This is a genomic window from Flagellimonas okinawensis, from assembly GCF_029194005.1.
Lineage (GTDB): Bacteria > Bacteroidota > Bacteroidia > Flavobacteriales > Flavobacteriaceae > Flagellimonas > Flagellimonas okinawensis.
Genome location: NZ_JARFVA010000002.1, coordinates 790,735 through 803,914 on the forward strand (window position 1 = coordinate 790,735; position 13,180 = coordinate 803,914).

Annotated in this window: 9 protein-coding genes and 1 pseudogene; all 10 read right to left on the minus strand. The window is 43.8% G+C overall.

All coding sequences use genetic code 11. From position 1 onward, the window contains the following. Positions 1–548: 548 nt before the first annotated feature. Positions 549–1,484 (minus strand): metallophosphoesterase family protein, encoded by a 936-nt coding sequence (locus tag PY091_RS09295; RefSeq protein WP_275614567.1) that lies wholly within the window; start codon positions 1,482–1,484, stop codon positions 549–551. A gap of 4 nt (positions 1,485–1,488) precedes the next feature. Then, on the minus strand, positions 1,489–2,841 hold the full coding sequence (locus tag PY091_RS09300; protein ID WP_275614568.1) for a purple acid phosphatase family protein: 1,353 nt from the start codon (positions 2,839–2,841) through the stop codon (positions 1,489–1,491). 55 nt (positions 2,842–2,896) lie between these two features. Continuing rightward, a complete protein-coding gene (locus PY091_RS09305; protein ID WP_275614569.1) occupies positions 2,897–4,558 on the minus strand; it encodes a RagB/SusD family nutrient uptake outer membrane protein in 1,662 nt (553 codons plus the stop codon). A gap of 14 nt (positions 4,559–4,572) precedes the next feature. After that, positions 4,573–6,258 (minus strand): annotated as a pseudogene (locus tag PY091_RS09310) (SusC/RagA family TonB-linked outer membrane protein); the annotation flags it as partial. 280 nt (positions 6,259–6,538) lie between these two features. Continuing rightward, entirely contained in the window at positions 6,539–7,297 is a 759-nt protein-coding gene (locus tag PY091_RS09315) for a PP2C family protein-serine/threonine phosphatase (protein WP_275614573.1), read from the minus strand. Between the two features lie 5 nt (positions 7,298–7,302). Next, positions 7,303–10,074, minus strand: coding sequence for a serine/threonine-protein kinase (locus PY091_RS09320; protein WP_275614574.1), 2,772 nt, complete (start codon positions 10,072–10,074; stop codon positions 7,303–7,305). 47 nt (positions 10,075–10,121) lie between these two features. Then, positions 10,122–10,895: a tetratricopeptide repeat protein gene (locus PY091_RS09325; protein WP_275614575.1), complete on the minus strand. Its 774-nt coding sequence runs from the start codon at positions 10,893–10,895 to the stop codon at positions 10,122–10,124. A gap of 177 nt (positions 10,896–11,072) precedes the next feature. Beyond that, positions 11,073–11,408, minus strand: coding sequence for a hypothetical protein (locus PY091_RS09330; RefSeq protein ID WP_275614576.1), 336 nt, complete (start codon positions 11,406–11,408; stop codon positions 11,073–11,075). A 77-nt stretch (positions 11,409–11,485) separates the two neighbouring features. Next, positions 11,486–12,601, minus strand: a complete 1,116-nt coding sequence (locus PY091_RS09335) for an anti-sigma factor (protein ID WP_275649423.1) — start codon at positions 12,599–12,601, stop codon at positions 11,486–11,488. A gap of 2 nt (positions 12,602–12,603) precedes the next feature. Next, entirely contained in the window at positions 12,604–13,164 is a 561-nt protein-coding gene (locus tag PY091_RS09340) for an RNA polymerase sigma factor (protein WP_275614578.1), read from the minus strand. Between the last annotated feature and the right edge of the window lie 16 nt (positions 13,165–13,180).

The following is a 13,180-nucleotide window of genomic DNA, read 5'->3' on the forward strand; positions in this document are numbered from 1 at the left end:
TCTGTTTACAAGGATCACTTTACAATTTTAGCTTTGAATGTATAAAATAGTCCTTTTTACCGTTAAGGAAAAACCACCTTTTTTAGTGACGGTCCAAGAACTCCGTTCAATGCCCTACCCATTGTCCGGTCACTGGACTTGCCTGTTTCGGTGATTGTGTGGTCTTTCCCATACCTTGCCCCACATGGGTCTCGGTACATCGACTTTTTTCAGGGCTCTAAATTTATGGATAGGACCGGGCATTGATACCATTTGACGAAAAAGGCGCAGCCTACCTGATGAGTACTGCGCCTTATCGCAAATTAAACAAACAAACTAATTCAAATCTTTTCTTCTTTTTGCATCAGAAACTATCCATGTGGATACTTGCTTTTCAAATAATCGATGAGACCTAGTGATGGGGCATCCCCAATGTTAAGGATAGGTTTCACGGTAAATTGAATTTGGTTCAAAAACATAATGGTTGAGGGGGAAGCAAAAAGTAATATTGGACATTGGTTTATTGCGCATTAGGTTTCAAACCGCACTTTAATGGTATTTTTTTATGTTCATTTAAGTCGGCTTTCCCATTTATTATCAATGTACTTCCAAGAGATGCTATCATTTTTCACCCGTATGACCATAAACCCTTCTTCATCATAATGTATACCATCACCCCGATCATCTTTCCTTCTCCAGCTAGGCCTTCCGGCAACGGACCCGCCCGTGATGAAACGTGTCCTGTTCTGAAGGTTGATGTCTTCAACCCAGTGCATATGGCCCTGTAGGACCAATCTCAAATCATGCTTATGGAACAGCTTTAAAATCTCATCCCTATTATGAATCCAAAGTTCGTTGGGTACTTCTTTGATCTTGTTTTTTGGGTACCGTTGATTGTAAGTTGAAATAAGGGGGATGTGGGTGGATATGACTATTGGTGTATTGACATCCAATTGGGAGATGTCTTTTTTTAACCATTCGAGCTGCTCATCATCAATTAAACCAATATATTTTTGATTCTTTTCTTCGATGGAGCACAATGATATAAAATGCCATCCCTTGTGGTCGAAGGAATAAAATCTTTTTCCCAAATAACGCTCATACATTCCATATTTATAATCTGGATGATCTTTTTGGATATCACTTTCCTTATAAATCCCAAACAATTCATGGTTACCAATGGTGTTATGGACAGGTACATTGAACTGTTTTATAGTATTGCTATAGGTGTGGAACAATGAGTCTGAGCGATTGAAATTGCCCCTAAGTACATCATACACCAAATCGCCCCCGGTAATCACAAAATCAATATTGAGTTTGTTGACCGTATCGATCACTTTTTGAAAGGCTTCCTGTGCCCCATGTTCGGGTTGCAGGTGGATATCGGTCACAAAGACAAAGGAAAAATCCTCTTGATCTTTATAAGTTGTGGCGGTTGGCGCAGTGTTTTGGGCATTAATGCCCAATTCAACAAATAGCAGTACTGATAAAAATAGGGCTCTCATGGTTCTACTCTTTTTTTCTTTGAAGATATTTGATTCTATCCGCTTCATAGCTTTTGACCAGTTCCCTATCATAGCGCTTTTCAAAATCCTTGGTGGGAACGAGGGATTCAGCGGGTAGGTTCGGAACTTCTTCAAACTGCAATTCACCATTTGATCTTTTGGTGATGGTAAACGCATCATATACATCACCCAAAACCGTTTTGGATACGTATTTCAATTGGTTTTCGGAAACATGTATTTCCTGATACAGTTGCATTGTGGTACCAGCACGCTCGATCCAATCACTGAACTGTATCGCATTTTGATAGGGACCGGCAACGGACACTGCATAGATTGGAAAATCAGCTCCCATCCTACCCCTTGCGTAGAGATGTTCATGTCCGGTCAATACCATTGGTACCTTATATTTCTCCAACAGTGCCTTGATTTCAGGGAAACGGATATCGGGATTGCGATTTCTTGCCAAACCCGCCATGGCGTGATGAAATGTCACGAATATCCAATCCCCATCGAACTCCTTGAGGACCTTTTCCAACCACACATAGGTTTCCTGTTGCTGGGCAGCTGTTATTTTGGCCGAAGTGTCCAATGAGATGATCCTGATATTGTTATAATCCACATAATAGGTTTGTTCCTCCTGTCCTTTGGGACCATTTTTAGGGAAGGCGAAGTTAAGGTTCCAAAGGGGTGTGATCTCTTTGGTCTCTTTGGCCACCCATGTATGCTCATGGTTCCCTGGTGTGGCCATAATAGGGATATTTTGAAAGGCCCATCCCCCAGCAGGGAAAAATTCATTCCAATTTTCGGTGTTCAGACCTCCCCTATGGATCAAGTCTCCGGCAAAGAGCATAAACTTAGCATCCGGGTTGGCCAAAACCGCTTGTCGCAAGGTTCTGCTTCCCAAGGAGTGGATGTAGCGCTGTACATCACCAAAATATAAAAACTTGAACGGTTCGTTCTGTCCCGTAGCTGTTTTAAATTCTGACCACTCAGACCATAGGTCCTTATTGCCAACACGATAAGAATACGGGGTATTCGGCTTTAAATTCTGAAGATTTACCGAATGATAGTACCATATCCCATCCTCTGATGTATATGATCGGGAAATGGCTTGTACTTTTTTTATGTGCTCTTCAAAAAAAGGAGAGGCTGTGGCTTCCACATATTCAATATAACCTTTTGGTTCATCGGCTCGCGTCCTCCATGTGACCGCTTGACTGGTTTCTGGGGCAGTCTCCCATGACAGTTTGATATGATGGGGCAACTGTTCCAAAAGACTGTTGTTCTCTTTTATCTGTCCTTGACAATGGAAGGCAAGGATTAAAAACGGGATCACTAAAGCAATGCTTTTTTTCATTCTACTATGGGATTAAAAGCCCCTACCTCTATAAGCAAGTAGGGGCATTTGTACTTTAGAAGCCCGGATTTTGAGGCATCTCTTTCTCTAAATTGGAATCTATGACAGACTGTGGAATGGGAAGTAATATATCACGCTTCGGGTCAATGGTACTTGATCCGTGGTTGTTGTACTTCATGGTACGTTCGGCCCATTTGCCGGTTCGCAATAGGGTATACCTTCTGGGCTCTTCGGCCATCAGTTCCCGGGCACGTTCATCCAGTATAAAATCAATGTCAATATCACTTACCGTAATATTGGAAGCATGGCTTCTTGCCCTGAGGATGTTGATGGTATTGGCCGCAGCTCCTACATCCCCCAACTTAAATTCCGCCTCGGCTTTGAGCAGATAGGTGTCGGCGGCCCGAAGATAGATCTGATCGTAAAACGATTCCCTGTTCCCAATGGGATCCACGGGGTCGGCCCAGTCATATTTTCTGCTGAAGGGCCATTCCTCAATACCGTTATGGTCATCGGTGATATCCTCACTCCAATCCAAATAGATTTTATCCCCATAGTTTTTACCCTCGGGTAGGTTGTCGGCCGGGTAGGGGGCATTTCCTGCCGCGTCCCGGTAAGTGAAGGATTTTCGAATGGCATATTCAGAAAAGCGATCATCATTGGGGTCATCAAAATTGTCCAAGGCCCATTTGGTCAAGGAAGAGCGGCCATTTCCATACCCGCCCCGGTCAGCAGTAACGGTCAAGTCCAGGTCACCACTCCTATACCTCGAGGTATGGTGCATTGCCATAATGGGATATTCCCCGCCACCAAGGACATTGTTCTTAAACTGGAAAACCCACAAGGCTTCTGAATTTCCTTCTTCACGATTGGTGTTCCCGGCCTTGAACATATCCATAAAGGCAATACCTGCCTGATCCACTTGCACGCCATAACGTTCGGTGATAAGGGCATAGGCGGGGTTGTTGACCACTTTGTTCGCCCAGAACAGTGTACTGTCCGGTTTGTTCAATGTCAGATAGAGTTCCGCAAGATAGTGTTGCACTGCTCCTTTGGTGATTCTTCCGGTCAAGGAGCCCTCTTCAGGGATGATGGGTTCAGCAAAGAGAAGGTCTTTGACAACCTGCTGGCGTACCTCATTTACAGGGGTCCTTTCCCAATCTGTTCTGATGATTCCATCGCTTGATGGATTCAGGTTCAGTGGAACATCGCCCCAAAGATACGATAGATGGCGGTAGGCGAATGCCCTTGCTACCCTTGCTTCGGCAAGGATCAGGTTCCTGTTCTCAGTTTCACTCAATTCATTGCCACTCCAATCGATATCCTCCCTTTCCTCGACATTTTTTATGATTTCATTGGACGAGTTGACAATTTCATATAGCCATAGAAAGACTCCTTCATATACATCATAATCCGGCCTGTTTCTGGCAGTCCAATCCACCGATACCCGAGAGACCCCGTTGCCGCTGTGGTTGGCGGCAAACATATCGGTGCCGGACATGGTCACATCCGTTATAAGGGAAGAACTGGCATTCAATCCTTCCCGTTCATAGCGCATTAGGGAATAAAGACCATTTATTCCCGCTTCCAGCCCAGATAGATCAGAGTACAAATTCTCTGCATAAATCACATTGGGCGGATTTTCGTTCAACAGATCGTCACTGCAGCTGCTTATAAGCAATATTGAGCTTACAAGGCATGTTATTAGTTTTTTCATTTTGTATTTTTTTCTTAAAATTCTAGTGTTAAACCAAAGGTGATCTCACGTTGGAGCGGTAGAATCCCGGCTTGGCTACTTGGGAGTTCCAGTTCCGGATCTCCGGCCGTCCAATCCGTAATGGTGAGCAGGTTTCTACCGGATGCAAACAATTGAAGTTTTTCCAATTTTATTTTCGACAGAACCTTTTTGGGAAAATTATAGGAGACCGTAATGTCCTTCAACCTGACAAAACTGGCATCCTCATAGATGGAACCCCCCTTTACCTGATCATTGTTCCTGAAATATTCATTGGTGGGATTGTCCGGGGTCCACCAGTTCTTTTTTAGGACATTTCGTCTAATTTCAGCAGCGGTATTGTCCCTCAACAGGTTGTTGTGCCTGGTTGCCCCGTGGGATCCTATAAAAAATACTTCCAAACCAAAGTTCTTATACTGAAATGCATTGCTCAATCCCCAAGTGTATTTAGGGTCTCTCTGCCCAATGATCTGGCGGTCCTTGTCATCCAGCACCCCATTATTGTCCACATCCTCTATCTTGGCATCACCGGGGACCCTGTCATATACAGCGGCCTCTTCCTCTTCCCCCAATTGCCAGACCCCGATCATCTTTTGGTCAAAGTTGACACGTATGGGTTCACCCACGAACCAGGCATTGGCCAAATCATTGATTTCTGACCCGTCTTCCTGTAGATAACCATATAGGGAAACTATCTTATTTTTGTTGGTGGCAAAGTTTCCCGATATCTTCCAATTGAAGTCTTGGGTCACCCAGGGGACAACGGATAGGGATAGTTCCAGTCCCCGGGTTTGTGTTTCGCCGATGTTCTGGGTCACTTGGTTTATTCCATGAACGGATGAGATGGTCCTGTTCAACAATAGATCGGAGGTGTTGGTCTCATACAGGTTCAGATCACCGAAGACCCTGTTGTTGAAAAGTCCAAAATCCAATCCCAAATTATAGGTTTCACTGGACTCCCATCCCAAATCCTTATCACCAATGACACTTGGAACATAACCTACCAAGGATTGTTCGCCGGACAAGGTGTTCCTGTCCCGCAACCTGGTGATCGATGAATAGGGATCGACTGCTTGGTTTCCATTGATGCCCCACGATAACCTTAGTTTTAATTGGTTTATGGTGGTCGAATTTTCCAAGAAAGGTTCCCTCGAAATGTTCCAGCCCAAGGCGACTGAGGGAAAAACACCCCATTTGTTATCCGGTCCAAAACCGGAAAAACCATCCCGTCTTCCGGTCAAGGTCAACAAATAGGTGTTGTTGAACGAATAATTAAGTCGCAACATTTGTGAAATGAGCGCGGTACGTTGGTAGTCGTTTTGGGATTCTATGGAAGAGGCTTGGGAAATTCCAAAATAGGTGAATTCGTCATTGGGAAAATTGATTGCCGTGAGTTCCTCAAAATACTGTTCGTTCTCTTCATAGCTATAGACCCCGGTAAGAAAAACATTGTGCTTGCCAAACTCTTTGTTGAAGGTCAGGATGTTCTCGACTACATTGTTTTTAAATTCCGTACTGGAAAGATATGCCTGGCCGGAGTTGGCTATACCTACCACCGTGTTGCTCCCGGCATAGGTTTTCCGTTCGGACCATCTTCTTCGTATCCCCGTGTTCAATCTATAATTAAGTCCTTTCAAAAATGGGAAGGTTACATTGATATAGTTGTTTGATACGATTTGATTGGAATAATCCTCATCCTAGGGGGTATACTGTATTGGCCTTTTTGATTAAGGGAGCACGTGGGTGGTATGTAACGGATTTGGCCAATGGGCGTAAGTTGCTCTGATAATCGATCGTATGTTATCAGAACAGAATGCTCATGTGGGTAAGCCGTAATGACCAATAGGGTCCCAAGGATTTTGGGTCATGGCCCAAGAGGATCCCGACTTTATGGCTATTGCCAATGATAGGATCGTTCCATATTGGCCTATTTCTCTTCTCCAGTGGGGGGTAGTTCAGTTATCAGGAATTTTTTGATGTTGTTTTCTGTATTTTGACTATATACATGGAATAATTGTCTTTTGTCACACCTTTGGCCTTGTTCACTATATATGATTTGATTTTTTCAACGGAAGCTTGTTCTGTACAGCTCAAGGCGATTATTTCATCGTTGATTGTCTCTAAAATACCATCGGTGCAAAGAAAGAAGAAATCATTTTTCTTGATATCAGTGATGATTTTCTGATCAATTCTTGTGGGATAGGTTCCGTTGACGGCCCTGGTAATAATATTTCGTTTGGGATGGGTCAAGGCCTCCTCTTCGGTAATTTCCCCCATTTCCACCATTCCCTGCACTATACTGTGATCTTTTGTTTGATAAAGGATTTGGCCATCCCGGATGTGGTATGCCCTACTGTCCCCAACCCAACCGATCAATGCCTTTTCATCCTCATCTGAGATTTTCAAAAAAGTGAGCGTAGTGGCCATGCCCTTCGCTTCGGGATGGGTTTCGAGATATGTGCCCAAATTTTGTTCGACACTTTGCAGGGCCAAAGGTAAATATGTTTCATCTTCAATATCCTCCATTGGATTTTCAGAGAGATACTTGGAAAATCCTTGACAGGTCAAGGAAGAGGCCACTTCGCCCTTGGCCTGCCCCCCAACACCATCACATACCATGAACAAACGGGAATCCTCTGTTGGTGTCACGGGGTATATGGCATCCTCGTTTGACTCCCTTAGGCCTATTTCATTACAATGCACTGGTAGGTGGATCTTCATTTTCTTCAATATCGTTTAGCGATAATATCACAGGCATTTTTATACCCCTTCTCACAGGATTTTTGGTACCAAGTTTTTGCCAAATAGGTGTTTTTGACCGTTCCAATGCCACTATGGTAGCAAGAGGCCAGATTGTACATGCCGACACTATCCCCATTGGTTGCGGACTTCTTATATAGTTCAAATGCCTTGTCTAAGTTTTTCGGACCTCCTAGGCCCCTGTCGTACATATAGCCGAGATAACTTTGGGCACTGGCATGATTTCGGTCAGCCGCTATTTGGAACCATTTTTTGGCAGCATAATAATATTTTCCTTTGTAATACATCACGGCCACTCTATATTGGCTGTGCAGGTCCCCTTGTTCTGCTGCTTTCAAATACCACTGTGTAGCCTTTGCTTTTTTGTCCTTGCCCAACTTAAGGTTGTAATAAAGATCGCCCAATTTTTTTTGGGCCTGGAGTTGCCCTTTGGTCGCTGCCTTGAGATACTTTCTTTCGGCTTCCAGATAATCTACCGGTCCAGCTGCCCCGGTTTCCGCCATGTAGCCCAACATATAGTCCGCAGTACTCATGTCTTGGGCCGCTGCCCTGACAAAAAAATCCTTGGCCTTGATGAGATCCTTCTTTTTTCCTTTACCGTCATAATGCAATCTACCCAAAGCGTACAAAGCGGAACTTTGATTTTGTTTTGCTGCAAGCTCATAGTATACTATCGCTTCCGATACGTTCGGGTTCCCATCCGCTTCCCCGTACTCAAGGATCTTTCCGGTCATGTATTGGGAATTTGCATATCCTTTATCAGCGGCCCGTTGGTACCAATCTTTGGCAAGTTTTACATCCTTTTCCACACCCCATCCATCATAGTACAAAAGACCCATATTGTGCATACCAAAGGTGTTTCCTTTATCAGCGGCCAATTGGAACCAGTTTTTGGCCTCTAGGTAGTTCTTCTCATTGAAATATAAAGTGCCCAATTCATTTTGAGCCCCCAAATGTCCTTTATCGGCAGCTTTGGTCAACCACTGAACCGACTTTATACGATCTTTTTTGGCCAATACACCATTTTTATAGAATATCCCTAAGTTGAACTGGGACAGGAGGTCACCGTTCTCGGCAGCAATTGTATATTGTTCCAGGGCCTTAACGGTATCCCTGGGGACGTATTGACCGAACCTGTACATGTTGGCCATGCCCCGATATCCCGAATACCTTCCGATGGACGTGCATTTCTCATATCCTTCAAATGCTTCCTTATAGTTCTTTTCTGATACATTGAGGATCGCCAGGTTTTCGATGGCCGCAGGGTGGCCTTTGCTGGAGGCTTTTTCATAGTACAGTTTTGCCTTGCTTGCGTCCTTTTCCATTACATAGCCGAAATAGTGCATCAATCCCCTTAGGTTGTTTGCCTCTGGGTTGCCGTCATCACTCAAGGCCACAATGCTGCTCTTTGCCTTTTCATAGAATTTCTTGGCCTGGACCGTGTCCCTGTCCACACCAAGATTGTTTTGATAGGCCCATCCATGGTTAAAGTTTGCCAGGTCATATCCATCATCAATGGCCCTATCGGCATATTCAAACCCTTTTTGATAATCCACATCGGTTCCATAACCATTTTGGTTGAACCTTGACAGAAAATAAAAGGCCTCCCCGGATCCATAGCCTGATGCTTTTTCATAGGCCTCATAAGCTTCTTTGAACTTCCCTTCTTTGTAAAGGCTCCAGCCGTCTGCCAACAACACATTTATCTTGGTGGAGCGATAAAAGGCATATCCCCCATATCCGGCACCCAAGATCAAAACAGTGGCCAACAAAACGGGCCAGGCTTTTTTCTTCTTTTTGGGCTTGGGTTGTGGTGCGGAAAATTGTGTTTCATTTCCTCCCAAGAACACGGTGCCACTTTCATTGCTTTCCCCATTCACTTCGCGGATGAAATCGGAAACGGAGGCATACCTATCCGAAGCATTTTTCTGCAAACAAGTCTTTATGCAATTCTTAAATCTTTCGGGCACCCCGGAATAATTGGGCTCTTCCCCAACGATACCATCCCGAATGAGTTCATAGTCCTTCTTGTCATGTCCAAAAGGCAACTTTCCGGTCAATATTTTGTAGAACATGATGCCAAGGGCCCAGATATCGGTACGCTCACTGATATCCCCATTCAGTCCGAATTTCTTTTTAAAGAATTGCTCCGGAGCCATGTAGTGAGGTGTTCCCACACCTTCGGTCATGGACTGTTGTATGGTCTTGTCGGATAGAATATCCTGACTGATCCCAAAATCGGTCACCTTTGAAACGATGTTCCCCTTTCGGTCTTTTGAAAACAGTACATTTCCAGGTTTTAAATCCCTGTGGACAATGCCCTGTTTGTGGAGATAATCCACCGCTTGGGCCACTTCCACAATAATGTTCTTCCCTTCTTCCAAAGAGAGCTTTCGGTGTATCGCTTGGCCCAAGGTTCCTTCACCGGCATACTCTATGATCAACACAGGGTAATTCACGTTTCTGCCCATGGCATCCGTGTGGGTGATATATTCCAGACCATAATAGGTGATAAGATGGGTATGTGACAGCCCATCTATTTTGGAAAACTCCTGTTCCAAGCTGTATTTTTTCTGTCCAGTGCTCCCGGATGTACCTCTTGAAACAGCTTCTTTATAGATTTTGAGGGCCACATATCTTCCTTCGGCATTGAGGTCCTTGGCCCTGAACACTTCGGCGAACCCGCCCTCAGCTATAAGGTCTTTTTCTGGATCCCACTGGTAATGTGATAGTTTCATAATGGTCAGTGTAGTCGAATTTGGTTACTGTTTGGTGTTGATTTTAATTAACTGGCCTGTTGTATATGGGTCACCATTTTGCAGGCATCGGCATGTCCCTGATCACAGGCCTTTTTGTACCAAGCCTCGGCGCTGCCAAGGTCTTTGGTTACTTCACTGCCATTGTAATAGAGGTTTCCCAGTGTTACATTGGCATCAACATATCCTAGTTTGGAGGCTTTTTTCAGAAATTCCATGGCCTTGTCCACATTCTTCTCGGTACCCTGGGCCGAGAGATGCATGACCCCAAGGTTGAACACGGCCGGACCATATTCTTTTTTGGCCGATTTTTCAAAATAGCGCATGGCCTTTGGGTAATTTACCGGAGTGTTCTTGCCGAAATAATATTTACATCCTCGTGCAAAAAGGGCTTCTTTATTCTTTGGGAAGAACCAAATTATGGCCAGAACGGCAAGCAGTATCCATAGGGCATATCCCCATAGCCATTCAGTGAATTCTATTTTATAGGGTGGAAGGGGAGTGGGCAAAGCTCCGCTGGCCTGAAATTTTTTTATCTGCTCTTCATCCAGGTCATAATAGGTATTGATACTTCCTTTTACCCCCAAAACATAACCATCGTCCGTCATGTAGGCCCCCATAAAAATGTACAGGGAAGTTGTTTTGTGGGCAAGATAAAGGTCTTCGCCATTGGCACCTTTAATATCGACGTCAGTAATTTTATGGATTCGTTCGCTTTTTCCAAAAAGTCCTCCGATACGTCTTGCAGATGCAAGGTTGGGAACCAAGGAAAGCAAGGCGATCAGTAGTAGTAATTTTTTCATTTTGTGATGAAGTGTTAAGGTTGAAAGTAATGATATATCTTCTTGTACCTGAACCTATTCGACAGTTAGCATTAAAAATAGGTATATGAAACTTTTTATGCCAACATTTTTAGACCTTGGTGTCAAATATGTTTTGGATTTATGAAATAGCCATATCGTGACTGGGTTATTTACGGATTATTCAGCCTTGGTTGGCAGTCTAACCGCAATGTTGTTTTCTCCCATGGAGGTTACCTGAAAAGGCCCCCTTACATTTTCGGATAACTCTTGCCAAATGCTCCCCACTTTTTCAACGGTTTCCTTGGCACCTTCAATGGTGCTGTCAATACCCTCCACCGTTTGGTCAATGTCTTTGCTGGTTTTCTGGACAGTTTGGTCCACTTGATCTACTTGTTCCGCAGTCTTAGCGATTGTTCCCCGGTCTCTTCTTTTAGTGATTTCTGAACTTTGGGCGCTTACAAAACCGCAAAACAAGCTAATAAGAATAATGGTGTGTACTTTTTTGGATGTCATTTTTAATCGTTTTGGTTATACTTTCTATGGGTATATAACCGCAGATTGGCGATGTCATCTTTTTTTGATGATTTTTTCTAAAAAATTATTTCGTAAACACCTTTCGGAAAGGATGGCCGGTCCATGAACATACGGGTTTCATTGTTTTTGGTGAAATCGATTTCTTCTAGTGAGGTGGTTTCAGTAGTGTCAATGTTTAGGGGATAGAGCTCATTTTTATGAATAAGGTAATAAGAGTTCCCTTCGCTTTTTGAAACAACCATGACCGTAATGGAATCAATATCCATATTGGCATTAATGACCAACTGTTTTTTTTCATTCTGTTCCAAAAAGAAATAATTTTTATCCATGGATGAGTTCTCCGAAACCGATACGGTAAAACCGGAATAGGGCTGCGAATTTGCAATGAGGGGCATTACTTTCACTTGCACGCTCTCATCCTGTATTCCCCCAAAAGTGTAACTTGTCTGGACTTCTTCCAATGGATTTATGGTCGATGAAATGGCCAGATTGAACAATTTATCCCCATATTTTAAGTAATAGTTGCCTTTTTGATCTTTACCCATTTGTAATTGAAGGCCTGAAATCCCTGAATCCCCATATAAGACCAGTTCTTGGCCATTAAAAGTGTGGGTGAGCGATGAGGGCTGCCTAACCTGACGTATGGATTCCGATGGAAGTGATTTTCCATTGGAGAAAGCAAATTGTGTTTCGTCTTGCGGGCTGCCATCCAATTCATCTTCTGGCAGTTCTTCTTTCTCTGTAACTTGTATATTGTTCTTTTTCAAAACGAGGCTATCCGCTGGCTGCGTTCGAACAGAATCCACACCGACCACATTGGGGGCGTCGTTACTAAGGGGACCATCACCCTTTGATTTAAAGACATAGAAAAGTATTCCCAAAACAATGCATGCTGCCGCGGCACCACTGTAAATAATCAGTCTGCGGTACAGACCTTTTGGCTTTTGCTCTCCAGACGCCCTATATTCGGCATACAAAAGGTCTAGCTTGGCCCTTAGTTTTTGGTCCTCCTTTGATTCAATGCCCGTGTAGATCTTTTTATATACCTCAAGCTCCTTTGCAAATTCTTTGTCTTCAGCTAACAGTCGTTCCACCTCACTTTTTTCATCGTCATTAAGATGGCCGGTCAGGTGTTTGTCAATCAAATCAATATGTCTCAATTCTTCCCTCATGGCTATTTTAAACGGATTATGACATCATAGGAGACTTCGCCCCTTAGCTTTTGAAGACACCGTAATTTCTGTTGGCTGGCGGAACGGGCACTGGAGTAATTGAATCTTTTGGCTATGTCCTCCATGCGCATCCCCAAAAATATGGTTGCCTCCAAAACAGATTTACAGGGTTCCCCGACCTTTGCTAGAGCTTTTTCAAGGTATTCCCGGAGGTTTGGGCCCTTTCGGGTGATTTCTGGGTTTATGGATTCATGGTCTCTTTGAGAGATGCCTACCTCACTCTGCCGGTTTTCATATTTTTTTCTTCGATTGAGCTGGTTGAGCCACTGTCGCTTTGAAATTTCGAACAGATAGGTGCTTATTTTGCTTCGGAGTTCATAGTTCCCTGCCATTACATTTTTATAGAACACGATGATGGCTTCCTGAAAAACATCCAAAGCGTCATCTTCATTACCGTTATTCTGTTCCACCCAACTTTTTACCATGCCGATGTGCTGGTACAGTTGCTGCAGACAATTCTCGTTTCCTTTCTTTAATTGATCTATCAGTTCTTGGTCGGTCATCAAGGTTTTTCTGAAA